General features: G+C 48.0%; 27 protein-coding genes. 16 read left to right on the forward strand and 11 right to left on the reverse strand.

Translation table 11 applies throughout. From position 1 onward, the window contains the following. The first annotated feature begins 173 nt into the window (after positions 1-173). The 7 genes from AC14M5_RS14185 to rdgB all read left to right on the forward strand — a co-directional run bounded on the left by AC14M5_RS14185 (position 174) and on the right by rdgB (position 6,896). The gene (locus AC14M5_RS14185; protein ID WP_484030329.1) at positions 174-1,292 is read left to right on the forward strand and encodes an NBR1-Ig-like domain-containing protein; all 1,119 of its coding nucleotides are present in this window, start codon (positions 174-176) and stop codon (positions 1,290-1,292) included. A 97-nt stretch (positions 1,293-1,389) separates the two neighbouring features. Continuing rightward, complete coding sequence (locus AC14M5_RS14190; protein ID WP_484030330.1) at positions 1,390-2,340, forward strand: NBR1-Ig-like domain-containing protein; 951 nt, start codon at positions 1,390-1,392, stop codon at positions 2,338-2,340. A gap of 109 nt (positions 2,341-2,449) precedes the next feature. Then, the gene (locus tag AC14M5_RS14195; protein ID WP_484030331.1) at positions 2,450-3,679 is read left to right on the forward strand and encodes an NBR1-Ig-like domain-containing protein; all 1,230 of its coding nucleotides are present in this window, start codon (positions 2,450-2,452) and stop codon (positions 3,677-3,679) included. Positions 3,680-3,720: 41 nt separating this feature from the next. Further along, on the forward strand, positions 3,721-4,440 hold the full coding sequence (locus AC14M5_RS14200) for an NBR1-Ig-like domain-containing protein (protein WP_484030332.1): 720 nt from the start codon (positions 3,721-3,723) through the stop codon (positions 4,438-4,440). 38 nt (positions 4,441-4,478) lie between these two features. Continuing rightward, a complete protein-coding gene (locus AC14M5_RS14205; protein WP_484030333.1) occupies positions 4,479-5,114 on the forward strand; it encodes an NBR1-Ig-like domain-containing protein in 636 nt (211 codons plus the stop codon). A 4-nt stretch (positions 5,115-5,118) separates the two neighbouring features. Then, a complete protein-coding gene (queG, locus tag AC14M5_RS14210) occupies positions 5,119-6,180 on the forward strand; it encodes a tRNA epoxyqueuosine(34) reductase QueG (RefSeq protein ID WP_484030334.1) in 1,062 nt (353 codons plus the stop codon). A gap of 116 nt (positions 6,181-6,296) precedes the next feature. Beyond that, positions 6,297-6,896 (forward strand): RdgB/HAM1 family non-canonical purine NTP pyrophosphatase, encoded by a 600-nt coding sequence (rdgB, locus tag AC14M5_RS14215; protein WP_484030335.1) that lies wholly within the window; start codon positions 6,297-6,299, stop codon positions 6,894-6,896. A 7-nt stretch (positions 6,897-6,903) separates the two neighbouring features. Here the strand turns inward: rdgB and AC14M5_RS14220 are convergent, their stop codons facing one another. The 10 genes from AC14M5_RS14220 to AC14M5_RS14265 all read right to left on the reverse strand — a co-directional run bounded on the left by AC14M5_RS14220 (position 6,904) and on the right by AC14M5_RS14265 (position 19,012). Beyond that, on the reverse strand, positions 6,904-7,686 hold the full coding sequence (locus AC14M5_RS14220; RefSeq protein ID WP_484030336.1) for an alpha/beta fold hydrolase: 783 nt from the start codon (positions 7,684-7,686) through the stop codon (positions 6,904-6,906). Beyond that, on the reverse strand, positions 7,686-9,443 hold the full coding sequence (locus tag AC14M5_RS14225; protein ID WP_484030337.1) for a GAF domain-containing sensor histidine kinase: 1,758 nt from the start codon (positions 9,441-9,443) through the stop codon (positions 7,686-7,688). Before AC14M5_RS14225 ends, AC14M5_RS14220 begins: the two co-directional genes overlap by 1 nt. A gap of 66 nt (positions 9,444-9,509) precedes the next feature. Continuing rightward, positions 9,510-10,241, reverse strand: coding sequence for a sulfotransferase domain-containing protein (locus AC14M5_RS14230; protein ID WP_484030338.1), 732 nt, complete (start codon positions 10,239-10,241; stop codon positions 9,510-9,512). Next, on the reverse strand, positions 10,238-11,725 hold the full coding sequence (locus AC14M5_RS14235; protein ID WP_484030339.1) for an O-antigen ligase family protein: 1,488 nt from the start codon (positions 11,723-11,725) through the stop codon (positions 10,238-10,240). Before AC14M5_RS14235 ends, AC14M5_RS14230 begins: the two co-directional genes overlap by 4 nt. Before the next feature lie 17 nt (positions 11,726-11,742). Next, entirely contained in the window at positions 11,743-12,366 is a 624-nt protein-coding gene (locus AC14M5_RS14240; RefSeq protein WP_484030340.1) for a YveK family protein, read from the reverse strand. Between the two features lie 66 nt (positions 12,367-12,432). Beyond that, positions 12,433-13,203, reverse strand: a complete 771-nt coding sequence (locus AC14M5_RS14245) for a glycosyltransferase family 2 protein (protein ID WP_484030341.1) — start codon at positions 13,201-13,203, stop codon at positions 12,433-12,435. Positions 13,204-13,273: 70 nt separating this feature from the next. Continuing rightward, positions 13,274-14,197, reverse strand: coding sequence for a sulfotransferase (locus AC14M5_RS14250; RefSeq protein WP_484030342.1), 924 nt, complete (start codon positions 14,195-14,197; stop codon positions 13,274-13,276). After that, entirely contained in the window at positions 14,187-15,668 is a 1,482-nt protein-coding gene (locus tag AC14M5_RS14255; RefSeq protein ID WP_484030343.1) for a DUF6056 family protein, read from the reverse strand. Before AC14M5_RS14255 ends, AC14M5_RS14250 begins: the two co-directional genes overlap by 11 nt. Positions 15,669-15,781: 113 nt before the next feature. Continuing rightward, positions 15,782-17,332: a sulfatase family protein gene (locus AC14M5_RS14260; protein ID WP_484030344.1), complete on the reverse strand. Its 1,551-nt coding sequence runs from the start codon at positions 17,330-17,332 to the stop codon at positions 15,782-15,784. A 69-nt stretch (positions 17,333-17,401) separates the two neighbouring features. Next, positions 17,402-19,012, reverse strand: coding sequence for an ArnT family glycosyltransferase (locus AC14M5_RS14265; protein ID WP_484030345.1), 1,611 nt, complete (start codon positions 19,010-19,012; stop codon positions 17,402-17,404). A 211-nt stretch (positions 19,013-19,223) separates the two neighbouring features. On the opposite strand from AC14M5_RS14265, the gene AC14M5_RS14270 reads away from it, so the two are divergent. From AC14M5_RS14270 to AC14M5_RS14310, 9 genes are all read left to right on the forward strand, one after another. Then, the gene (locus AC14M5_RS14270; protein WP_484030346.1) at positions 19,224-20,258 is read left to right on the forward strand and encodes a hypothetical protein; all 1,035 of its coding nucleotides are present in this window, start codon (positions 19,224-19,226) and stop codon (positions 20,256-20,258) included. A gap of 131 nt (positions 20,259-20,389) precedes the next feature. After that, positions 20,390-20,890 carry a hypothetical protein gene (locus tag AC14M5_RS14275; RefSeq protein ID WP_484030347.1) on the forward strand — a complete coding sequence of 167 codons (501 nt, stop codon included), beginning with the start codon at positions 20,390-20,392 and terminating at the stop codon, positions 20,888-20,890. Positions 20,891-20,933: 43 nt separating this feature from the next. Further along, complete coding sequence (locus tag AC14M5_RS14280) at positions 20,934-21,362, forward strand: DUF1801 domain-containing protein (RefSeq protein ID WP_484030348.1); 429 nt, start codon at positions 20,934-20,936, stop codon at positions 21,360-21,362. Positions 21,363-21,480: 118 nt separating this feature from the next. After that, the gene (locus AC14M5_RS14285) at positions 21,481-22,020 is read left to right on the forward strand and encodes a GNAT family N-acetyltransferase (RefSeq protein WP_484030349.1); all 540 of its coding nucleotides are present in this window, start codon (positions 21,481-21,483) and stop codon (positions 22,018-22,020) included. An 80-nt stretch (positions 22,021-22,100) separates the two neighbouring features. After that, entirely contained in the window at positions 22,101-22,730 is a 630-nt protein-coding gene (locus AC14M5_RS14290) for a hypothetical protein (RefSeq protein WP_484030350.1), read from the forward strand. A 26-nt stretch (positions 22,731-22,756) separates the two neighbouring features. Further along, entirely contained in the window at positions 22,757-23,401 is a 645-nt protein-coding gene (locus AC14M5_RS14295; protein WP_484030351.1) for a M15 family metallopeptidase, read from the forward strand. A 172-nt stretch (positions 23,402-23,573) separates the two neighbouring features. Next, a complete protein-coding gene (locus AC14M5_RS14300) occupies positions 23,574-24,056 on the forward strand; it encodes a DUF5680 domain-containing protein (RefSeq protein WP_484030352.1) in 483 nt (160 codons plus the stop codon). A 28-nt stretch (positions 24,057-24,084) separates the two neighbouring features. Beyond that, the gene (locus AC14M5_RS14305) at positions 24,085-24,840 is read left to right on the forward strand and encodes a nucleotidyltransferase domain-containing protein (protein ID WP_484030353.1); all 756 of its coding nucleotides are present in this window, start codon (positions 24,085-24,087) and stop codon (positions 24,838-24,840) included. A 22-nt stretch (positions 24,841-24,862) separates the two neighbouring features. Continuing rightward, a complete protein-coding gene (locus AC14M5_RS14310) occupies positions 24,863-25,156 on the forward strand; it encodes a hypothetical protein (RefSeq protein WP_484030354.1) in 294 nt (97 codons plus the stop codon). Between the two features lie 212 nt (positions 25,157-25,368). On the opposite strand, the gene AC14M5_RS14315 is transcribed toward AC14M5_RS14310, so the two are convergent. Further along, positions 25,369-26,334: a glycosyltransferase family 2 protein gene (locus AC14M5_RS14315; protein ID WP_484030355.1), complete on the reverse strand. Its 966-nt coding sequence runs from the start codon at positions 26,332-26,334 to the stop codon at positions 25,369-25,371. Positions 26,335-26,362 lie beyond the last annotated feature (28 nt).

Here is a 26,362-nt window from a genome sequence, read left to right on the forward strand (position 1 = left end):
AAGTCGCCAAGGCGCAAAGATTCTATTGTTTTTTCCCCTTGCAACTCTACGTCTTTGCGTTAAAACTTACGAAAATTCCACAAGGTAGCAACTTGGATTAAGTAGGAAACATGGCAGGTAGGGTCAAACATGTTCTTGCGGTAAAATATTCCAGTATTAAGGAGAAAAGAATCATGAACAACAAAAAACGCCTGTTCAACCTGCTGATCATTGCTACCTTGTTTCTGGGTGCATGTAACCTGCCCTCAGATTCTCAAGGCGAAGGATTAAGCCTCACTGCTGCCGCGCAAACTGTAGAAGCATTATTGAGCGCTACCCCGGCCATAACAAATACGAATACACCACTGCCAGCCCTGGCTACGCTTACACCCATCCCCCTGCCTGTTCTTACAAACACGCCGGTGGCAAGTGCTACATCAAATTGCAATGTGGCCCAATTCGTCACAGATGTCACCATTCCAGATGGGACGGTCATGACACCCGGACAGGCGTTTACAAAAAAATGGCGAATCAAGAACATTGGCTCCTGCGCCTGGAATGGTTACTCCCTCGTATTTGACAACGGCGACTCGATGGGTGGCCCCGCCTCCAAACCAATTGCAGCACTCAACCCCGGGCAGGAGGTAGACCTTGAAGTCAACCTGACAGCGCCCGGTTCAGCCGGTGATTATCGCGGGTACTGGCGCATCACCACAAACGGAAATGTGCTGGTGCCAGTAGTAAATGGCTATCAGGGTAAATCCTTCTATGTGGACATCAAAGTACAAGTCGTGGCACCGTTGCCTCCAGCCATCGCCCAGGTTGTTCTGACCAATATATATGCCGAGGGTGGGCAAGCCCGCTCTGATGGAACGGTTCTTGGCCCGCCAAATGCTGGTGATACAGAATCGAATGTAGTAGCAGAAGCATTTGTCAGCTTTGATATGACCGGCATCCCTGGCGGTGCAAGCATCGTCAAGGTTGTTGTGGATTTCAGCAGTGGGTACGACACTCTCGGCAATCCGTGGTCACTTGCAGATGGTTGTTTACGTGCATATTCTCAAAATTACGGCACACTGGATGCCGGGGATTTCGTAGGCGGTGATCCACTTGGCGCACTGGTTAAATGGTGTGGCACTGGAGAACTCAGTTCATCTTTTGAAAGCACTGATATGAAGAGCGCAGTGCAAAGTGCTGTTGGAAGTTCCCGCTTGCAATTGCGCGTCCAATTCCGCGCCCCAACCACCAACAACAACGGAGTTGCAGATATGGTTCGCCTCGGCACAATGAAATTGATCGTAACTTATCAATAAATTTTTACTCTCATAAAAAATTAACAAAAGAGCATCCGGAGTTAATCCGGGTGCTCTTTTAACAGTATAATAATTTCCTGTATATGAAAGGAAAAAAATGTTCAAATCAATACAATACTTGCTCTTCACTATAATCGTCACTTTATCTCTGCTCATCACAGCCTGCGGCGCAGATACAACACAGGAGTCCGTCATCCAAACTTCTGTTGCGCAGACTGTTGCTGCACAAAATACGGTTGAAGTCCCAAATACCGAAACACTCTCTGCACCCGTCGCCCCTACCAAGACACCTTTCCAATTATTGACACCGCTCGCACCGCTTGCATCCGCTACACCGGCACTGCCTGCCAGTTCAGCTAAACTTGAATGTGCAAAAGCAAGCCTGGTCAGTGAAACGATTGTGGATGGCACAATCTTCAAACCCGGCGAACAATTCACAAAGACTTGGGAGGTCACTAATACCAGCACCTGCGTTTGGGACACATCCTACAAGATCGTCTTTTGGGATGGTGACATCATGGGGGGTGGTTATGTATACAACCTTCCACAGGTGACCGGTCCCGGTCAGACCGTGCCGATTTCGCTGGTATTAACAGCCCCCACAACAGATGGAACCTACCGCTCCGAGTGGAAACTCCAGACACCGGATAAAATTAATTATGGCGTTGGCTATTTAAATGCAGCATTCTATACGGAGATCGAAGTTTCCTCCTCTGATAAACCAAATTACGGGGTGACAAAAGTGGAAATAAATATAGACCGTGAACCGGATTTCGGCTGCGCACCGGCGAACATGGTTTATACGGCATACGCCACTTTTACAACTAATGGCCCATATGAATTCCAATACAAATGGCTTCAACAGGATGGACACAACTCCAATCCGGTAACGATCGAAATGAAGGAGGCTGGAACCAAAACAATTTCACGTGTATGGAAATTAGGGCGCGCCGCATCACAAAATGATAATCGCTGGTTCGCCATCGTGATCGTAGATCCCGTTTATAAAGAATACCCTCCAGTAGGTTTCGGTTTCCATTGTCCGTAACTCGATAACAAAAAGGGAGGCCAGTGATCACTGGCCTCCCTTTTTGTTTGGGAACTATTTCCATCGTTCATTCGTCTTTAACTTTCGAAAAAGATTAAACGGAGGAACCATGTTGTCAAAAAAATCACCCATCATCCTTTCAATTATCATACTATGGATTGCCCAGTTTGCCTGCAACGCGTCGGGGAATTCGGCAACACCAGATACATTCGCCACGTTAAATGGGCTATACACCGCCTCAGCCCAGACTCTTGAAGCATCAGGCTTTACCGTCACTCCCGGCCTACCGCTGCCAACCTCCACGGGCGGGTCGGCCTCAGGCACGAATACGCCCATTCCGCAGGCACCAGCTCCGGCGTCCAGATGTGATGCGGCGCAATTCCTGGCTGATGTCACCTACCCGGATGGAAGCTTGGTGGCGCGCAATAGCACCTTCGTCAAGATATGGCGCATCAAAAATGTGGGAACCTGCTCATGGACAACATCCTACTCAATCGTTTTTAACAGCGGCGATTCCTTGAGCGGACCTTCATCCGTTGCACTTGCCGGGAGTGTGAACCCTGGACAATATATCGAAATCCCGGTCACGCTGACCGCGCCCAACAAAGATGGAAGTTATCGCGGCTATTGGAAACTACGTAACGCCTCCGGGGCTTTATTCGGCATCGGTGCGCAGGCTGATACCGCTTTTTGGGTGGATATTAGAGTTAAAGGGCCATCCTACGTTGCCTATGATTTTGCTGGAAACTACTGCAAGGCAGATTGGGAAAATGCAGGTAATGCGCTTCCCTGCCCGGGAAATGAAGGCGCCGCAAAAGGTTTTGTGATCAAACTAAATGCTCCCAAAATGGAAGATGGCTCAACCGAGGATGAACCCGGCCTGCTCACCGTACCGCAGGATAAGGATAATGGAATCATCAGTGGGCAATACCCTGCCTTCACTGTGCAAGCTGGTGACCGCTTTCGTACACTCGTGAATTGCCAGTTCAATGCCAAAAAATGTAACGTGATCTTCCGCCTTGATTACAGAAATAATGGGCAAGTTAAAACTCTGGCAAGCTGGCATGAGGTGTACGAGGGCAAGTTCTATCCTGTTGACCTGGATTTGAGCGGCCTCGCAGGCCAAACAGTAAAATTCATACTTGTCGTGAGCGCGAATGGTGAAAATAATGAAGATTATGCCATCTGGCTAAACCCGCATATTATTCGTCAGGGCGTATTGCCTCCCACGCAAACTCCATCCATAACTCCAACTTTTACTTTAACCCCGACTGCAACTTTTACACCCACAGCTACATTTACAGAGACGCCCACACCGACCAATACGGCCACTCCGTAGGTGCGTTATAATAAAGTTAACCATTTTCGGAGGTTATACACATGAAATTTCGTAAGTTAATTTGGCTGGCAGGTACAACTTTACTGGCCATCCTACTGAGCGCCTGCAATTTGGGCGCAACCCCTGCTGCGACTGAAGATCCAGGTGCGATCCAGACGCAGGCTTATAACATTGTGAGCACACAAGCCGCATCCCAGCAGACACAGACAGCGCAAGCAGCTCCACCTACATCATCACCAACCAATACACCTCTCACCACCCCCACCGTGGGAGGACTTCCTACGTTCGTGTCCGTTGGCGGTACAAATACTCCCTTTGCTTTCAACACACAACAACCCGGATTGACTCCGCTGGCTTCTGCCATTCCAACAGTAGGGATAGCCGCCACCATTACCACAAAGAACGGGTGTAATGATGGCCGATATATGGGCGAAACAGGATATGTAGATGGAACAGCCATCGAGGCAGGTAAAGAAATCAAAAAAGCCTGGACAATCGACAACATTGGAGAATGCACCTGGGATGAAGGTTATGCTTTTGTATTCCTGAAGGAACTTTCCACTCCCGGGCTCAATGGCTATAATATAGTCTTACCGAAGAACAAACCTGAGGATTATACAAAGCCCGGCTACGGCCAGACATTCGTCATAAAATTTGCCGCGCCAAAGGAACCAGGTGAATATAAAGGATATTGGAAATTGAGGGACGATGCTGGTAACTACTTTGGCCCCCTCGTATGGATGACTGTCCTCGTCAAATAATGATGGAAGAAAGGCGACACATAGCAAGGAGATATCCCATGAAAACGAAACTGCCAATGATTCTGTTAACCAGCGTCCTCATTTTGGCCGCTTGCGCGCCCGCCACACCCGTTGAACCTACAGCAGATGTCAATGCGATCCGCACCTCTGCGGCAAAGACAGTAGTGGCGGAATTCACGCTGACAGCGGCAGCCTTCACCCCAACACAGCAGCCGCCGACAGAGACGCCCACGCCGGGAACTCCGACAGAAACCCCAACCACTGCTTTTGCCATAGACCCCACTCAAATAGCACTTGGCACACCCGCCGCATTGTGTGACGATTACGATTGGAATATAAACACCCTGGACGTTACCATCATAGATGGCACTGTGATGACACCCGGCCAGGAGTTTGTTAAAACCTGGAAAATCAGAAACACCGGCATTTGCACCTGGGATGATGGATATCAAGTGATCTTTTCATATGGGTCTCCGACCAATGAAGACATGGATGGCGAACCCATTCCGCTCAGTTCCCTCGTCGCGCCGGGGCAGGAAGTGGATGTGTCTGTTAATCTTAAAGCCCCCACGCTGCCGGGAGAATATACCGCCTATTGGCAGATGGTAAATTCAAAAGGCATTCCTTTTGGTAAAAAAGACTTCATCATGTCCGTAAAAATTGTCGTCCAATAAAGTTTTGAACGAAAACCTTAAACAAGCCATCAAAGAAAAAGCACGCCAGCTGGGATTCATCCTGGCTGGCGTTACTTCTTCTGAGCCGCCTGCGCACTACAATATCTTTGAAAAATGGCTCAACCAAAACATGCACGGCACAATGGATTATCTTGCGGAAGAACGGAGCCGCGTCCGCCGCGCCGACCCAAAACAAATTCTTCCTGAATGTAAATCAATTCTTGTACTGGCAATTCCATATAGTTCCCCTCTACCTAAGGGAGAAGAGATGGTGAGAGTTGCATCCTATGCACTTGGTGATGATTACCACAACATCCTCCCTCAAAAATTAAAAGCCATAGTTACATTTATCGAAGAACAACTGGGCCATTCAATTCCCAATCGATATTACACAGACACTGGCCCCATCCTTGAGCGCGAACTCGCTCAACGCGCGGGCCTGGGTTGGGTTGGCAAAAACTCCATGCTGATCAACCCGAAGGCGGGTTCCACTTTTTTTCTGGCAGAGATCCTGCTTGGCATCGATCTTGAGCCTGACGAACCATTCGCAACCGACCACTGCGGCACATGCACGCGCTGCATCACAGCTTGCCCCACCCACTGCATTCTGCCAGATCGCATCGTTGATGCACGCCGCTGCATTTCCTATCTCACCATCGAAAAAAAGGATGACATCCCCGAAGACTTGCGCCCGCAAATGGGCAACTGGATTTTCGGATGCGACGTCTGCCAAAAGGTCTGCCCGTGGAATCGATTCTCACAACCAACTGACCCAGCCTTTGAGCCGAAAATCCCGCTTCCTGTTCTGACCGAAGACCTGCTCCTGTCATCCGTTGAGTTTAATCAACGCTTCAAGAAAAGCCCCATCAAGCGCGCCAAGCGGCGAGGCTACTTGCGGAACTTATCAGTCGCTATTGGAAATAATGGCGACGAAAAAGATATTCCCATTCTTGAACAAGCAGCACAAGATGAAGAGCCTTTGATCAAAGCCCATGCAAAGTGGGCAATCCAAAAAATCCATGACACCCCTACGGGGTTGAAAACACATACATCTGATAATCTATAATCATTTCACTCCTTCGGAGTTTTCATTCAAAAATTCTCCACAGTCAATCCCAGAGAGATGGTAGGATTATAGAATTGAAAGAATCTAAAACAAATCCCGAAGGGATGAAATAGAACTTGACCAAACTTCTCATTGCCACCAATAACCATGGAAAAGTTGAAGAATTACAGGAGCTGTTGAAAGATTTGGGGATTGTTATCGTCACACCCTCACAGATCAATTTAGACCTTGAAGTAGAGGAAGATGGCAAAAATTACGCAGAGAACGCCAGCAAGAAAGCCATCGCCTTCGCCCAAGCCAGCGGATTGATCTCCCTCGCAGATGACTCTGGCCTCGAAGTCGATGTACTTGATGGCGCGCCCGGCCTACACTCTGCACGTTATTCACCGATCCCTGGTGCAAAGGACACAAATCGCCGTGAATTTCTGCTACAGAATTTAAAAGACAAACCCCGCCCATGGAAGGCTCATTTCCATGCCACGATTGCGATTACAAGACCGTCTGGTGAAATAGAGTTGGCCGAGGGCAATTGCTTCGGTGAGATCATCCCCGAAGAACGCGGCAGCGGCGGCTTTGGTTATGACCCGATATTTTTCATCCCTGAATTAAACAAAACCATGGCTGAATTGGACATGGAACAAAAGAACCGCCTTAGCCATCGCGCGCTGGCGGTGATGAATGCAACGCCAATCTTGAAGAAAATGTTTGGGATATAGAAGCAGGCTAGGGCGTGGAACGAAGCGGTAATTCATCCACAAATTTTTTAAACAGTTTTGCGACCACGTCAGGCTGTTCAAGCATGATCATGTGTCCCACATTTTCCACTACAAGGAGATGGGAATTGGCAATACCCTCATGCAAAGATTGTGAATATTTTTGGGGCATCATCTTATCCTCTGTACCGCAAAGGATAAGCGTGGGAATATTTATTTTCTCCAGTTGATCGGTTACATCAAATTCATTACAGGCAAGGAAGTCGCCCAGCAAAACAGGCGGGCGTATTTTCATCATATTTTGTTTTGAAAGCTGAACCAGACTTTGCGGAGCATCTGCGCTGAAGCAATTCGCATTGATCATTTCCACGGTGGATTCAAATGTGTTTGAATCCCCTGCCGTTTCAAGGATATTGGAAGCCACACGCATTTTTGAGCCGCCACTCAGCAGAGCCAGCCCAATAATTTTTTTCGGATATTTCAAAGCAAGCGTAAGCGCGATGGCACTGCCCATTGAAATACCCGCCATCACTGCCGCATGAATATTTAGTTCCTTCATAAAAGAAAGTACATTCTCTGCATACTCATGGATCGTCTGCCTGCCAGCCCCTTCAGATTGCCCATGACCGGGCAGATCGAGTGCATATACTTTTTCACCAGCCAGCCGCCTGATCTGCGGAGGCCAGGTTAAATAATTACCGCCCGCTCCGTGAATCAGGATCACGGGCGGGCGTTTGGGATCTTGGTCTTTTGCCTCATGGGCAAAATAATGTAACCCTGCGGCAGTGGGCATTATTTAACTTTTTTACGCGGATGATGTATACGATCTGCTGCATCCTCAGTGAGAGGAATATATACCTGAACTTTTGTGCCCTGCCCCGGAGTGGAATCGACTTGCAGGAGACCGTTCACAAGTTCGGCGCGCTCGCGCAGGTTGACCATGCCAAGGCTGCTGTTGACGCGTTTATCATAAGCCTTAGACATGGTTTCCACATCAAAACCCACGCCGTTATCGAGGATTTCCAAAAGCGCAATACCTGTCTCCATTTGCCGCAGACGCACCGAAATGGACTCAGCCGAGGCATGTTTGCGCGCATTATTGACCGCTTCTTCAATGATGTAAAAGATCACGCCCTGCTTCCCCATCTCCAGTTGAGTTGTGACTCGTTCGTCGATGTTCACTACCACTTTTTGGGTATAGGTTTCCATCATCTTATCCGCCATGGCCTGTACTGCCGCAGCCAGCCCCTGAGACTCAAGAATGAGCGGGCGCAGGGTGAAAAGCATATGGCGGATTTCCTTGGTTGTGCGGTGCGCCAACTCTTCCAATTTATCTATCTCTTCCGATGCAGATTTGACATCTTTCGTCATCATACGCTTTGTGATATTCAACCGCATCGCCATAGCCGCAATGGATTGGGTGGGGCCATCGTGCAGGTCGCGCGCCAGTTTCTTGCGCGCCTCTTCATGCACCTCAACCATGCGTTCCTTTTCTTCCACAAGGTCCTGATACAAACGCGCATTTTGAATGGCGATCACTGCCTGCCTGCCAATGATATCGAGCAGCTTCAAGCGTTCTGGATTAAAGTAATCGGGTTCGGGGTGGGCAAATAACAAAACACCATAAACATTGAACCCGCTTCGCAAAGGGAAACAATATCCACTGACGCAGTTCCTGAGCGCGATCACGTGCCCAAGTTCGGGGTCATACCCAATATCCTTGAAAGTGATTGGCTCGCCTTCATCCAGTGCTTTTTTCAATACGCCTTCTGCGCCGTCAAAGACTGCACGCATATCTGCGCTTGTAAATCGCCGCGCAGAACCGATCCGCAATTTGCCGCCGTTAAATAACAGCACAGCACCCACAAGCGGATCACTGATCAATTGTTCAGGGTCAGGGTTCAGGGCAGTCGCACTCATATCCAAAGCGGAATCAAGCACACGCTTGTAACTGAGCGTGGATGACAGAGTCGACGTCAGCTCATAAATCGCACGCATCCGCTCGTTTTGAATGGCGCGTTTCTTTTCTTCGGCATCCGTCCACAGGGCACGGTTTTTCCTCATGTGCATCATCATGCGGCGCCCGAGCAAACCAAATAGAAGGCTCAACGCGGCCATGATCCCTATGATAAGCAGTGTGAGAGAGAAATCTTCCTGGGTTTGGATGCCTGTATAAAATACAAGGCTGGAGATAAGAAAAGCAGTGATGACCGCCCCCCAAAGTTCAAAGTAGATCGAGCCCGTCAGGATCGGCAACAAACCTGTCCAAAAAGCGGGGCCGCGCATACCGCCTTGAACCAGGAAGAACGCGCCTGCCAAAATCAGATCTACTAAAATGCTGATTCTACGATGATAGGTTATACGCACGTTCAAACTTGCAAGCGCGGTCATCGCGAGATTCCAAATGATCATAATACCTAAAGGCCACATGGAAACAACGTCAATTTTTTGAGCCAGCCCAAGTGATACGATCAGACCCACCAGCATGATCCAGCGTAATGAAATGGCAAACCAATCTGCCATGTAGGGGGTGTCAAATTTTCGCATCATATCTTGCCTATCATATCGAAGAATCCAAAGGACGGCAACTCAAGGACGTTACAGCTAGATTACATCTTATTCAACATCGTATCCCATGCGGGGCAGATAGCTGGCTAAATTCTCTTTCAAGACCTGCTTTTGCGCGTCATTATAAACTTCGCGGAATCTACCGATCTTGCCCTTGAAGAAATGCAGACCTTGCTGCCCATCATTTGCACCTGGACGATATTGCTCGATCACTGTACGGACCTCGGGCCTGCTCCCGTCTAATTTGAGATAGTTCGCCAGCCTGGCAGATTCCTCATCATAATTCGTCAACAGGTCTTCGTAGCGGGCGGTGAGTACTTTTTTCTCGTTCATCCACTTTTCCCAAATGTGGACGTATTGCATCATGAATTCCACACATTTTTCAAAATCAGAAAGATATGAAAAAGCATTAGGCTGTCCCTTTGCAAGCGCGCGTTGACCAAAATCATATGCGGAGAGCATGGCGTCGCGCGGGTCACGGTAAATGTATGTGATGCGCAGCAGGCCCAAAGTCGAAAGAAGGCGCGAGGCGGTTGTCGGCCCGGCATGAGCTTTGATAACGAAAGTATTGCCCATCAAGGCAGGCAGGGTCACCATCCCAAGCCTGCGCACAGACAACACACCGATATTGCAATTGACTTCGGTGAGTATATTTTGCAGGCGATACTTCTCGCGGATGTCTTGCGCATCGGCACAGCCTGTTGTTTTCATCAGATCATGGATGAGATTATAGTGCCAGCCCGAACCTGCGCGCGGCATACCAACGGAGAGAACGATCATTTAATTTCCTTATGCAATGAAGTAGCAGATAGCCCAACCAGTATGCCTGAGACCAGCCAGATATTTGGCGTCGTGAGCGAATCCTGGGTGAAATTATAAAAGGTGATTGCCAGCCATGCAAATACTCCGGCGGTGGCGGCAAAATGCGCCCAGGGTTCGTTGCGGCGCAAAAGAGACAGCATATCACCCAACACATTGAACTGAAAGGCAACGAACAAAAAGAATCCGATCAAACCTGTTTCGGCCAGCAGACGTATATAAAGATTTTTCGGGTTGGGATACAAATTACTTTCAGGGTTCAATTGCCGCGCAATCTCTGGCACAGTGGTCAATGACCAATCTGGTAAATTCTGATAAATATAAAATCCGCTTGAGCCCAGGCCCACGCCAGTAAGCGGGTATTTTTCAAAGGCTGCAAATGCCGCGGTTGAATATGCGCCGCGTGCACCCACGCTGATATTCACCATGTATTCGCTCAAGTTTTCTGCGTCAAATTCCCACAAGCGGCTGAAATACTCTTTTTGATTTAGGAAAAGAAATGCACCAACTAAAACGCCGAGGATAGTAGCAACCATACCAATACGAAACAGAATATTGAAAACACCTCGACGAAAGCCATTGATAAACCAAGTCCACATTGAGTGAATGATGTTACGCCCTAGAAATAAGAATGTTAATCCTGCCGCGGCAACTGTGGTCAATAGCCCACCGCGTGAATAGGTGGCTAAAAGCACCAGCAGAGATAATGTCAATAGAACGGGCTCCAGCCACTTCATGCGCGTGAGGCGAAAATTCGTGACCACTGCGGCAAATAAAAATGGGATGAAGATGGTGGCAAGCTGCCCCGCCAGCCACGCAGGCTCATACGCCAGCCCGGAGATGCGATTGGTGCGCACCAGTTCGCGCATCGAAAATGCAAGCTGCCAGTGCGTCACCATTTCTTTTTCAAGCAGGTTGGTGTAGAACGTAACTGCTTGCAGACCACTCCATACAAGGTCGAGACATAAACCAGCTAATATCCATTTGACGGTAAAACGAAAATCGGTTTCATCTTTATTCATCCACGCCGCGCTGACAAAGAATGCAAGCCCGATGAAAAGAGTCGCCAGCGCGCGGATCGTCCGCCCGAAATATGTTTGCCCGCGCAGAGGGATCGGGTCGATCACAACCCCAAAGCTGGTTGCAAAAACTACAAAGAGGATAAATGCCCCAAGCGCAATGAATGCGCCTGCCCAATATAGATTTATCTTTTTACGAAATGCTTGAATTAACAAAAGCGGCAGAAGCAATGCCAGCGGATACAACGCCAGCGGGCGGACAAGTGCGCTTTCACCCAAAAATGGAAACCAGCGAAAACTAGTGACGGGTAAAGTTAGCAGAGCCGCAGCCCAAAGAAAGCGAATGAATTTATTTATGGAGTCCGAAGTCTTATCATCCCCTTTGGGGGCCGGACTTCGGTTTTTCAAGTGGGGTTTAGCTTCCATAAAATTCCACTCCAACGTCAGGAGACGTTGGAGTCCTTCGACCTTACAAATAACAAAATAAAAACAGCAAGCGTGAGAAAGCCAACTGAGCCTGCGAGTAAATATGCGCTCAAAGGTGTGCGGCGCCCTGTGGGCAGGTCGGCAGATTGAGTCACTTCAAGTTTTATGAATTCGTTGAAATTCCCTGCTTCTATTTCGGCCTGCGTTCTCTCAACAAATGCATTGGCCCAAGCAGAAGCAAGAGCCTCGGCGACTTTGGGATCATCGTCATCCGCATAAAAGTGCCAGCCTGCTTCGGCGGGTTGACTAAGCTGAAGCTTGCCTCCCCTCAACTCTTCAACTGGAATCGCATACAGCAATGATAACGGGCTAATGATCTCATCATGCCAGGCAAGCTCTTCCAACTTACGGGCTTCGCGTTCGAGATAATAGAACTGCTGGCGGTCTGTATCCTGCGGCCAAGCTTGTTCGAGGTTGAAATCTACATTGACAGTGGCGCGCGCGCGATACGGAGGCGGGGCAATAAAATAAAGCGCCACGCCGATCAATCCGCCAAGCACTGCACCCAGAACCCAAAAACGCCATGCGCGGAGTAGGCGGATGAGGTCATCGAGGGAGGGGGACGAGAGGAGGAATTTCATGGTTGAGTTCTTCTTGATCCGTGATCCGTGATGCGTAAGTGCAGATTATGAATCACGTGCTACGCATTACGGATTTCGTATCCGCCATTTCCAAAGCGGGCCGATGATTTTTCTAAGATAGTATTTTGCCACAATCAAAGAGAAAGGACTACCACCATCGCGATAATGCACACGCAGCATTTCCTGCCAGCCGCGCTCGTCCCCAACATTGGTCTTGCTGGTGGTATGAATGCGAAAATTCGCCCAGACTTTCCCAGCTAAATATTTGATAGGCGCGTGTGCGGCGATGCGAGTCCACAAATCGTAATCCATGGCGAAATAAAAGGATGGGTCAAGTGGGCCCAGTTCCTGCCAGTATTTGGCGCGGAAGAACATAGTCTGCTGCGGGATGTGGACATAGCCTTGGCGTAGGCGGCGATAATCTGTTTGCGCGGCGTTGAACTTGCCTATCACCCTCCCCTCTTCATTGATGAAATTACAGTCCGCATACACCATCCCAGCTTCTGGATTTTCGACCAGGTATTTTGCCGCCTCGCCAACCGCACTTGGGTTGTAGGTATCGTCCGAATTGATCCATGCAAGGATATTCCCTTTTGCGCGATTGAATCCTTTATTGATCGCATCGGTCTGACCCTTATCCTGTTCGCTGACCCACCAGGCGACTTTACCCGCATATTTTTTAATGACATCCACACTGCCGTCGGTCGAGCCGCCATCCACAATGATGTATTCAATATGCGGATAATCCTGCCCGAGTACAGATTGAATCGTCTGCTCAAGGAATTGGGCCTGATTAAAGGACGGAGTGATGATGGAGACGAGGGGTAGAGAAGTCATTAGTTATCAGTAGATGCCCTTCGACTATGCCGCAAAGAACACGCGGCTTCGCTCAGGGCGAAGGGCAACTTTACCATTCGTTATCTGAGTAGAAGAGAGACGAAACCGATTCAGTGATCTTGCGGATGCGTGTTACTTCTTCTGCCGTAAGTATTCTCTTCCAGTTATCGAGGCTGGCGCGGCTATCGAGTTTCACGGAATAGGTCTTGTTCTTTGCAAGCTTGGCTGGGTTTTCGGAACTGCTGGAATTGAGAATTATTTTTTTGATTCTTTCGTTAAAGGTTAAGCCGAGAGAGTCATACAATGTTTTATATCCCGCAATAGGGTCGAGAGAAAGGCCTTCGTGGCGGACAATGTTGAAGTGCGGGAACAGGTTTCGGGCGGAATGAACGAAGCGAAATATCATCCGCCAGAGCAATGCGGCCTGGCCGATGATGTCATCGGGTTGAATCGCTTCCATGTCGGCGCGGTCGGCTTCCAAATGATCACGCATGAGCAGGGGTTGATCGAGCAGATCATGAAATTTAAAGGGCCAATTCAAACGTTTGAGGCTGCTGGCAAACGCGGCAGGATGACGAACCGTGATCACAACTTGACAATTCAACTTTTGCGCAAACCAGGGGGCCGAAAAAACTGCGAATGGATCTTTGAGCAGAACGCGCTGCCCGTGCATGCTGCCAATGAAGAAGGTGTGAAAGTCACGCCCCATGCGGAGAAAATCCTTACGCGAGCGAATGGATTTAATTTCAAGCAAAGTATGATATTGAAAATTGAGCAGTTCACGAAATGCAAGGAGATATTCTGCTTCGTTCTCCTCATTGATATAGGTGTACCAATGCTTGACAGGGACGCGAAAGACGCCGGGACGATGCAAGACATTCAGCGGCTCGCTGATATAAGCGGTATCGGCATCGGCGGCCAGCATTTTGCCAACCCAGGTTGTGCCGCTGCGATGCGCACCTGTGACAAGGATGGGACTGAAATCAGTTGCCATAATATTCCTCGATTGCGTCAGCACCGTGCATGGTGACCGCGCTGATGGAATTAACCCCATAATACCTTGCAGCACAGCGATTTACCCAATGCATGGGGTTGTTGTCCAATTCCTTTATGCCGTATACACCGTCAAACTGAGGAACGATCAAATCGGTTTGGCCCTGTGCACGCAGTTTGTAGATGTGTGCATCTCGCCTGTCCCAGGCTTGTTCGCGAGCGCTGTACGAAGGGACTTCTTGAATGACCCGCAAACCTGCCCTAAAAGGATAGATAGCCAGCAAAAGCAAGATCAAGACGGGCATGTATGAAAAGTAAAGATTATCAAATAATTTCCACTTGATCTGTGAAAGCCAGATCCCTAGTAGCACACCTTCGAATACAAGCATGATCGTCATCAAGTAATGAGCGAAAAAACGAGCACGTTCCACAGGAAAGGTTTGACCATAAGCACTGGTGGAAAATCCAGCTGCGATGAGGAGGATTAACATCAACGGCAATATCAGTGCAAGGTTACGGTTGGTCAGTAGATTGACATTAATCGAATCTCCCCTTTCACGATAGATCACAAAGACCAGTATGGCGGGGCAAACGATGCTGAGTAGGATCGGGAGCGGCAATGTCTTAAAAGTATCAATCATGAAAAAATGAGTGTATTGCACTGTTTTTTGGATCCACTCAACAAAGGATGTTGCGTCATCACCTAGTTTCGATACGGCAGGAGAGAGGGCCATTACTGCCAGCGCAGAAACTGCCCCAGCCAGGATAGAACCCGTCAACAAAAGCAGGGAGTGGCGTAGTTTATTATTCTTCACAAAAAACCAGCTATAGGTAAAACCCAAACCTGAGCCAACGATCATCACTGTCACAGGTGGTTCGGAAAATCCACCGATCATGAATGATGCAAAAAATAACATAATGGTGAACCATATAGGTGGCGACGTTTCGCGGCTTGAACGGATCATGGAAAACATGGAGGCAACGACGAAATTAAGAAAGACCAAAGGTGTGAAGTGAGTATCCATACTAGATCGCCAATAAAAAGTCTGATAACGATTGGGAGCCTCTAGTATAGAGATGAAAGCCAGCGTAGTTCCCAAAAAAATATCCATCAGAATATGCCACTCAATGCCTGCCACCCGGCGAACTTGCCGCACGAGATGAACAAGGCCAATTGTCCAGAGTATTATCAATGCAGCCGGCACGATCTCGATATTTCGTGAACCCAGTAGGGACTCCATCAAACCTACAAAAAGAAGGTTGGAGTAGCGGTTTGCGGCGCGCCAACTCCCTTCTTCATAACGGTTGATGACAGCCCCCAACGGCGAATAAGTTTGGGTAATATAAGATTCGCAATAGTCATCTGATATATAGCGGGTAAAGGTCCCAAGATAGGCAATTGCAGCCAAAAAGGCAAGCGACCCAACAATATACAAAAGAGCTATAAGTTGAAATGGTCTTTTCGGATTCATTTATGTTTACGATTCGTTTCTTTTTGAGCATGCCCAAAACAAGTGATAATCATTCAAGCTGCCTTCTTCGAGATAATTATTTACGCACTGTAGATGAGGTAACCTATTTCATATTAAGGTATTGTGTTCAACAATTTTTCTTCCACTCTCAGGCAATCTTTTCCACTGCACAAGGCAAGCTCATGCGACCATGTTGATAACCACTCAAGAATAGCCGGGTCTACAGAAGAAGCGAGATTTTCCAATTGATAGGGATCTATCGTCATATCATAAAGCTCTATAAAACCATCATGCTCAATATACGTATATTGAGCGGTTCGAAGCCCAATTGAACTTTGGGAAATTTTCTGAGCAGGCGACAGCTCAAAGACGGAATTAATAATCCTGCCCAGCAATGGGGCTTCAGTTGAATCTTCATTGATCGAAAAGCCATAAGTTTCGAGAAATAAAACCTGACGCCAATTGGTTTCAGGGATGGATTCACCAGCCAAAACCCCTGCCAGGGATCTCCCTTCCACAAACTCAGGAGGCGTTACGCCCGCCCATTCAGCAAAGGTAGGTGCAATATCCACATTTCCTGCAAACAAATCTGATATTTCACTACCTTCAGGAATTCCGGGACCCCTCACTATGAATGGAACTGCAATGTCCTCTTCATAAAAGGTACTTTTTCCATAATACAACCTGTGCTGCCCCAAGTGATATCCTTGATCAGATGTAAAAACAATATAGGTATTTTCAAGTTCACCCGTTTGCTCAAGGGTTGTTATCAGATCTAAAAGCATTTCATCAACTGCCTGCATGGATAAAACGCGTTGACGATACATCTCATCAATTTTTGATCCTTGCTCTTCAGTGAGCAATGGGTTGAAAGGCATATCTCCGGGCTTATCACTTACATCATCTTCATTGAATGACGGCGTACGAGGAGCAGTGATGGATGGAAATAGATCCAAATGACGTCTCGCAGCTGTTGCGGGTTCATGTGGTGCAAAAGGAGCGAGATAAAGAAAAAATGGAGTTTCATCCTGTGCAGCGCGCTCGATAAACTCAACTGCCTTACGATTCATCACATCTGTAAAGTAATTCTCTTCATCTGGGGAATATGGCACCAAAGCTCCATTTTCATTCAATACATAATCATAGCCGTCATATGCATTTTTTTGAGCAGGGCTGGCCCATTCCGACCAGCCCGCGGGGACGTAAGTACGGTCATCTCGAGATGGATATTCATTAAAGTATTTGCCAATAAGCGAGGTACGATATCCAGCCACCTGCAGCCAGACGGCTATTGTGGATCCTTCATTGCCTGTTTTATAGAATTTGGAAAACCCTCCATACGGCGCCTCGTTGTTATAAACTTGATGGCTATGTGTATATTGTCCTCGCAGAATGCTTGCACGCGAAGTGCAGCACATGGGGGTTGTCACAAAAAAATCGTTCAGGGTTGTTCCACGAGACACCAACAGCTCCTGCAGATTCCGCATATAGTCTATTGTCCCAAGTTTTAGATCCAGATCATCCGCGATGATAATTATGATATTGGGTCGTTTCTCTTTTGGCAGTACAACAACATCAACTTTGTCATTAGTGGCACCGCAGCCCACAACAAAAATATTCACGATCAATAGAGTAAATGCGACACGCGCAACGGAATACTTCACAGACAGACCTTCCTTTCAAAGTGACGCCCCCGCATCATAACGAAACATGGATCAAGGGACATGTTGCAATCACCGGCGAAGGTCGTAGATCACGTAGCCGTCGCCTTCTGCGAAAATGGGATACTCATCCAATTTTTGCTTGAGTAAGGGCTGGCGATTCAAGTCGTTGAAATCGGTGACTACGAAGAGGTCCTTCTTCGATGCGATCTCCGCGAATTGTTCCTCGAAATCCATTTGCGCGCCGCGCAGGTCGTCGTGATAGATCAAGTCGCCATAGGTGGGCCAGGAGGTGATATTGCGCCAGCCCCAATAGGCCATGCGCGAGCCGTAGTCCTGCGTGAGGCCTGCAAGATTATACCCGTCAACTTTTTGGCTGATCTCAGCCCACATCTCCGCTTCGGGGCGATAGTCTATGGCGTTCATTTGGTTGCGAGTGTTCCAGAGCGATGCAGACAAACCAGAAAGCAGAAGGCAGTAAGCCGCCACGCGGAGGGAGCGAGTTGCGGTGAGTTTTGTCAGTTGTGTGAAAAACATTTCTGCCAAAGGCGCGAGCGATAATGCCACGATGGGGATCAAGGGCAGGGAGTAGTAATCGTGGGTGGAGATGTGATAGTTAAAGTAAAGGCCGAAGAGGGCGTACCCAGCCCAAAGCGCGAACATGAAGCGACGTCTTTCATCATCAAAGAAAAACAATCCCAGCAATGCGATCATCAAAGGGATACTGCCGATGACCAGGTTAAGCATGCCGACCCAGCCAAGATAATAAGATGGACTCAGAAAATAGGAGGGGATGAAACGTCCGCCAAACTGTTGACCGAGATAACCCGCGATGAAGACGCCGTAGATGAAGTAGGCCGCGCCTGGCAGGATGCCCAAAACGCTCATGACGTAAACCTGAGGCTGCTTCAAAACATCAATCAGTGACCTGCGCCCGAGCAGCAGCGCACCCACCCCGCCGCCAATGACAAAGAAGGCTGCGACGAATTTTATGTAGATGGCAAAACCGCCGAAGAGACCTGCGAGGATGGCGAAAGCCCAACTTCTTTTTGAACCGCGAAGAGCGCTAAGATCGCTAAGGTTTACATCTTTTGAACTCTTCGCGACATCTCTGGCACCGCCCACCAGGGCAGGTGTAGCGAGCCTGGCGGTAAATAGTTCATCAGACCAATGATAAACCGCCCACCAAAAAATGATGATGAGCATGACCATCAATGGGTCGGGTTGGAAGCTGCGGCTGGCAGTGACTGCGTATGGGAGGAAAAGATAAAAGGCGGTGGTGACGAGCGCGCCGTCGGTTGAGGTTAATCTGCGCGCAAGCAAAAAGAGGAAGACCGCGCCGATGATCCAAAAGGCGGAGGAATACACGCGTGGAACCCAAAGCTCTTCGCCTGTGAATTGATAAGTGTATGCCACCACGCGTTCAAGGAATTCAGGCTCCACCGAAGCGCGGAACTTCCACTGCTGAATGGCAAACGCCCGTTCTTCGGCGGGAGCGTCGGTAAGGGTCTGATAATACATACCCCGCGCCTTCAGCGCCGAGAGCATCTGGCGTGTAGGATGAAAATCCAGCGGCAGGTCGGTGAGGTCATAAAGGCGAATCGCAAAGCCAAGCAAAAGAATGATAATCAATGCTGTGACCCATGCCCTTTGGGATGCAAAAAATGAGGGATTTTCTTTCATAGGGAGAGCTTATTGTAACGTAAAAGCATGGGGCTCGCTTGTGTACGCGAGGGCAGGGGCGTATAATCTGAATATCTGGATATAAGGTGCATATACAGCAAAATTGCTGTAAAGTCCCCTTGCGGGATAACACCCTAAATCGGGTGTTTATACAGCGTGCCGTATAAACCATAGTTAGGCGCTCATCACTCAATAATATTGTGGATTTGCGATGAATTCATCAGCAGTTGTATTCGGGCTAAATCATGAAAGATATCCGTATGTTTTCGATCGTTCGCGACTAAGATTAGGAGCAATGGTCTATGTAAGATTTAACAACGCAAATGCGCCAGAAGATTTTTATCCAGAATTTAGGCCGTCATGTAGTCCTTATTTTGTGATGTGGATTGCTCCATCAGAATGGTTTGTTCTTCTACAAGACAAATTCGACCTTGATAATTCTTTTCAAGAAAGGCTAATAAAAACTGTTGAAGGTTATCTTGACAAAGAAACTGTAATCAAAGCACTAAACATAGCGGCCAAAGATATTCGTCCTGAATATATGTTCAAAACTAGCGAACTGGACAGCAGTAGACTTGCCGTAATTTCTACGGTCGTAGAACGCCTAGACTTATGTTCAAAATTGACTCAAAAAACAACTGCAGAGCAATTATTTCATCACTATAGACCTTTAGTTGTCTATCTTCTGCTCACATGTTTCGACAGATTAGGACAACCAGCAGATTGGTTAGATTTTGGAAGTTGGCTAAATTCAAGCAGCAAAAAGCAAGAAAGAGAGAATGCCATAAATTGGGAAATCGAAGATCAAGTTGACATCGCGCTGGGATACTACAATGCATACAATAGAATATATGGCGTTAGCAGTTCATTTTATAGATTTCTTCATGAGATTATTCCTTCCCAAATTTATCAGGAATTGCTCGATAGCATACGATTTGAAATACTCGATAACCCACCCAATATCGGAAATCATAGAAGTAGTGACAACAGCACAAAAGAGAAATATTTATTTAGTTTACGAAACGATTACACACATAAAGCAAAGTTTGTCCCTGGAGTAACAAAGGATATATGGCCCGAGGGAGTAATCGGTAAAGACACTTGGGAAATGTTCCAACAATCTATTGAACAATCAACATGGAAAACCATTTCTGTAAGGAGTTGGCCCGAAATACTTGAAAAGGTTGTGAGAGTCGGGTTGGCCGTGTACATAAAAAGAATAATTCTAAGATCGACAAGCGCCTAACACAGCGTGCACTCTGTCTCGCTTCGCTCGCGGAGCGTGGCTTCGAGTTTTTCATGTTCCCAAGCAGAGTCCACACCCACCCCAGCTCCACAATGCCCAAGGGCAGTCCATCCAGCAAAATTAGAACGATAATGGTCAAACGTATCGGTATATTATTTTTGTTTTCAATTGTTGGAGCTAGTGTCATGTGGCTTTATTATTCCGCCTATTTAAATGGTATGTTTGTCAAATGGGAGCCAAGGGGATATCCGCCAAACAAGGTACACAAATTAATTGGACTTGGCTACATACAGACAGAAACAGGGGATGTTTATCAGTACACAACTACCCCCAATTGCACAGAAAACTGTTGGATTAAGTCTAACACTCCTGATCTCCATAATCAATTTCAAATTCCATTAGATGAGTGTGCCCACATGTTGCCACTGTTAAATAACTACATCGATTCGGTTGCAGTTTGTGAAATATGGGGTAACGGCAGTTCATTAACTATTGATGCCATTGATGCAGACGGTAAAGTCTACTCGTGGAAGCACAACTATATGGGAGGGCTTATTGATCCATTACTGCCTTATATTGGAGCAATAATTGGTTTATTGATGGGTGTTGTTTTTTCCAAATCAATAAGATAAGGTTATTTTGAAGGCGGATGATCATTAGAATCTGGAGGATGACATGGCAAAGAAGGTTGAATTAAAGACGAAGGTTAATGATGCAAGCGTGGAAGGTTTTCTCAATTCTGTTGCAGATGAACAACAGCGCGAAGATTGTTTTGAGATCCTCAAATTAATGAAACAAGTTACAAAAGAAACGCCCAAGATGTGGGGTTCAAGCATTGTCGGCTTTGGAAGCTACCACTACAAAGGCGCCAGCGGGCGCGAAGGTGACTGGATGTTGACAGGCTTCTCCCCTCGCAAACAAAACCTGACGCTATACATCATGGGAGGGTTTAATTTACATACAGATTTGCTGAAGAAGCTCGGCAAACATAAAACAAGCGTGGGATGTTTATATATCAAAAAACTGGATGATGTGGATAGAAAAGTTTTGAAAGAACTGGTGGCTGAGTCTGTAAGAACGATGAAGAAACTTCAAAGTAAATAAACTTTGTAAAGAGATCCTGAAGGCTCAGATTCATTTCCGTTTGGCGCATGCTCTTATCTGAAACATTTTAGAAGTAGAATTCCTTTAAACTTTCCAGTTCATAAGGAGTAGACCAGTCATGACGAATGAGACATTAACACATAGGCTTGCCCGACGTGATGACCTCGAAGCGCTTAAGGCATTGATGGATGCAGCAATATCTGAAAATCAGAAATCCTTTCTCGATGAAAGTCAGATTGCATCAAGTAGAGCGATTATGGGGTTGGATACTCAACTCATTGACGATAGAACGTATTTCATTATTGAAGCTAGCGGTCAATTGGCAGGCTGTGGTGGATGGAGTCGTCGTGCTACTATGTATGGCGGAGATCAAACGCCAGGACGAAGCTCTGCTCTCCTTGACCCGACGAAAGATGCAGCACGTATTCGCGCCATGTACACTCATCCCAATCACACTCGCAAAGGAATAGGTCGGCTGATCATCTCGTTGTGTGAAGAGGCTGCCAAAGCTGAAGGATTCACGAAGATGGAATTGGTTGCAACATTGTCAGGAGAACTACTGTACCGCGCCTGCGGATTTGAACCTTATGAAAAAATCGTTGATGATCGTGGCGGTGCAGGAGTTCCACTTTTACGAATGAGAAAAGTGTTAGCATAAATGCCGCCCAACACGATGTGCGGCAGCGGCGGTGCAAGTGTCTTGCGATATTATTGGTAAAAGTTATCAGGAGTATGAATATGGCTAAAACGACGGCGGTAAAAGATACCCCGCAATATGCCCTGCAATCTGCTGAACTGGAGCAGGTTCAACTGCAGAATGAAAAGCTGAGGCTTGAACTGGAAGGATTGAAGAGGAGGAAGCCCTGGTATGGCAGCCTGGTCCAGGTGGTGCCGATCATCACCACGCTTGTCGCGATCGCCGGGTTCTTGTGGGGCGTAATTCAATATCGCGACCAGCAAATCAAAAACCGAATTGCACAGGAGCAGCAGTCCCTCCGCGAAGAGGAGACGGCAGAGCGGGAATTCATGAAGCCCTGGCTGGAAAACCAGCGAAAAATCTATTTAGGAGCCTTATCCGCTGCCGCAACAATAGCGAACTCTGATGACCCTGAAAAGGTGAAGCAGGCCACGGAAGAGTTCTGGCAGTTGTATCAGGGGCAGATGATCCTAGTTGAAACGAAGAGTGTGTCGGGTGCCATGGTTCACTTCGGAGATTGCCTTGATGGTACTGAGACGTGCAGCAAAGCTGAGCTAAACTCCCGCTCTCGCGCCCTCGGGACAGCGATGGCAGAGTCTATGGCGGCTACAGCAAAGATGACCTACAAGGAATTTGCGGCCAATCAATTTCGATACACCTCTGGCCCCTAAATGATCGAACAGGAGATACATCATTGATGACAGAAAACAAGTTGCCCGAAAAACATGATGAAGCCTATTGGCTAGCCAAAGAAGAAGCCATCCTTCCTTTATTGGTGGGCCTGGCCGATTACGGCTTTGTGATCGATCATGACTGCCATCTCCAGGGCTGGACGGATGATCCACGCGTTCTTATCCGCCCGGCTTTGGCCGAGAGACTCCAGCAGGCACGTGACAAGCTCCAACCCGGGCAGAACTTTAGGGTATTGGATGGATGGCGGCCGTGGCCGGTACAGAAAGCTGCCGCGGAGGATGCCAGACGCCAAATCGTTGAAGCGCATCCGGGCTGGACTACGGAACAAGTTGATTCGCAGCTTCAAGTCATGGCGCCTCCCGCGAGAATCGTGCCGCTCTTTGGAAGTCACCGTTACGGCGGCGCATTCGATCTGACGATCATTGGCTCTGACGGTAATGACCTCGAAATGGGCGTGCCAGTGAATTATGTGATCGGACCCGAGGCGGCCCTACTCCACTATGAATTCCGCGAGGACCTGACAGAGCAGGAAAGATTGGGCAGTCAGAATCGCCGCATCCTCATCCGTGCCATGGAAGCCGCAGGGTTTGACCCCTACCTCCCTGAGTTCTGGCACTGGAGCTACACCGGCGATATCTCAGTGAGATAATGCAATTTGCTACCTGGATACAAAGAAAGCGTGTCACCCTGAGGGAGCGCGTTTTCCGCGACCGAAGGGTCTGGATTCATAGTGTCAGAGATGCTTCGGGGCAATGTGCGCCCCTCAGCAAGACACATCGAGAGTATGGTAGCAACTTGAGTTAATATAGGATGGAGCGCCAATGGAATTACCAGTCCCGCACGAGGCCTTTATCACTTTTCTGCTAAACGCCAAACGACATACTTATGCTACCCAGGGGGATGATGCAACGGTTCCGCCTCTGTTGCCGAATTCGCGTCAATTGGAATATCAAGATGGGACACTGCTTTATCGCGACATCTATTTTGGTCTAAGCCGTTTTGCGGGCCAGGAGGTTATCTTCCATGACTCTTCACCCATATGGGCCATGTCGTATAGTGGCGGGGTCGTTCCATCAACGTCTGCCTCTCTCAACATGACGCAGATCTATGCGTTTCTTCGAACGGCACTGTCCCTGGTGGAGCCAGAGCGTCCTTATCGTGGTCCAAATTTTTTTCAGGAAAAGGCCTACATTTATACAGACAAAAGTGAGGGCGATGTCGAATCCTTTTTTGGAATGGAGGCCATTGCTTACGATAACCGCCAGGTCTATGAACTTCACTATAATGGCGGCTTCATAAGTTGATGAGTAAACGTATGAGCCAGGTATCAATATGTTCAGCGTAAAAGACCGCGATAGCATTCGTGACCATGTTCTGGGACTGGCTGCATCTGACGCGCGAGTGGTGGCTGGCGCTGTGGTTGGTTCGCTCGCGCTCGGAGATGAGGATCGCTGGTCAGACCTTGACCTGACCTTCGCCGTCGCCGATGACTTCCCCATGCTTGACGTGCTTGAAGACTGGACCCGTGACATCGTCAAGGAATTCGATGCGACACAACTGTTTGACCTGCCAAGCGGCGCATCCATTTATCGCGTGTTCTTGCTCCCGGGCTGCCTGCAATTCGATCTCTCGTTCACACCCGCCTCCAAATTTGGGGCTACCGGCCCGAAGTTTAAATTACTCTTTGGCAGTTCCGTCGAAAAACCTTACCCGCAGCCAGCGTCCGCGCAGGGACTTTTTGGCTATGCAGTCCATCACGCGCTGCGTGCGCGCTTTTGCATCGAACATGGCCGCTACTGGCAGGCCGAGTATTGGATCAGCGGTGTTCGCGACTACACCCTTAGCCTAGCCTGTCGCCGCCGCGGACTTCCTACAAATCATGGAAGAGGCTTTGACGATCTTCCCCCCGAAGTTCGAGATGTTTTTAGGGGTGCATTGGTAGCTTCGCTAGAACGAGACGAACTACTGCGCGCGCTTGACCGTGTCATTGATGGATTATTACAGGAGGCAGGTCAGGTTCAGGAGTTAGCAAACAAAGTTGAGCCGCAGTTGCGTGAGTTAACTGTTGCATGGGATAGCCACCGCTGAAAGATTATTCCGGGAAGCAACTATGGATCAGGATGAATTTGTTATTTTTGCCGAGTTGGATCGAAAAAACTTTGAGCCAATCCTGGAAAAGTTGATGGGGCATTTTCAGAGTGTTCAATTTGGCAGGCAGGGGGATGATTGGATCTGGGTCAACTTCTCGAATGGAAAGATCGAGATCGATACTTTTTCTTCAATGAACTTGGAAGTCAAGGGTAGACGCAGTCAATATACAGTTTCTAGAGAAATTTTGAAGATAATGGAAAAGAAATGGATTATCGAAGAATTTGATCCGCCCAAGGTGGATTTGACCAGATAAATCTAATTGACTCAAGTTCTCACCATCGTCGTATCGTGTCATGCTGAGGGCGTTCTTCCCGAAGCATCTCTGTGCAGAATTTTCGTAAGTTTTAACGCAAAGACGTAGAGTCGCAAGAAAAAACAATAGAATCTTTGCGCCTTGGCGACTTTGCGTTAAGAACCTCGATTAAAATCAGATCAAGAAGTAAAGATAGCAACTCACGCTAAATATCACTTCTTATATCGCGCTTCTCTGCCTTTCAAGATTGCATCCCTTAATTTCCCCAACCCCAACAAGCTCAAAATAGCGGAAACAAAAATATTTATCCGTGCCAATGCAGTAAGAGGATGAATGAATAACGCTCGCATCCATGCAGAGAGGGCTTTTGCTGGCTGGCCGCCATCGAGAAGGTAACGCGAATCCACGCGGTGGGCGGAGGCGCGGGCACGGCGATTTACCTTGGCGAGGATGGGCGCAAGATAATCATCTTGCGCTACGACTTCCAGGATACGGAAGGCTTCGTGACCAAACTCGGTAGCTTTGGCGCGGTTCTTGGCTTCGGCATGGTATCGCGCGGCAGACCAGGTTTGGTCCACGTGTAGGATTTTTCCGCGTTTGGCGATTTGTATCCACAAGAGATGGTCGAGTAGAAAGTGGAAAGTAGTGTTGAGTCCCTCTGTTTTTTGCAGAGCAGAACGGCGCATGAACACGGCTGGCTGACCGATGATCTGAAAGCACAACAAATCTTCCAAGGTCAATTGTTTGTAATTCAAGGTGTTGAAAGTCTTGCCGTGTTCGTCCACGGCGAGCATGTTCCCATATACCAGCACCACATCAGGATTCTCTTCAAAGACTTTCACCGCCGCGCTGATTGTGCGTTGCAAATAATAATCATCAGAGTTGAGCCAGGCAATGATGTCTCCTGTCGCACGGGCAAATCCCTTATTGATCGCATCCGCCTGTCCGCGATCTTTTTCTGAAACCCAGTAATTAATGGCGTGATTACCAAAACCCGATAGCAAGCTGTCGGACTCCAGAGTATATTTTTTTATTATCTCCACACTGCCATCTGTGGATGCGCCATCCACAACGATATATTCGATGCGCGGATAGTCCTGATTCAAAACAGACAGGATCGTCTGCTCGAGGTAGGCTGCCTGATTGTAGGAGGGGGTGATGATTGAAACGAGGGTCATATTAATGGGACGCGGATAAACGCGGAAT

The sequence above is a fragment of the Candidatus Villigracilis sp. genome (assembly GCF_057083605.1).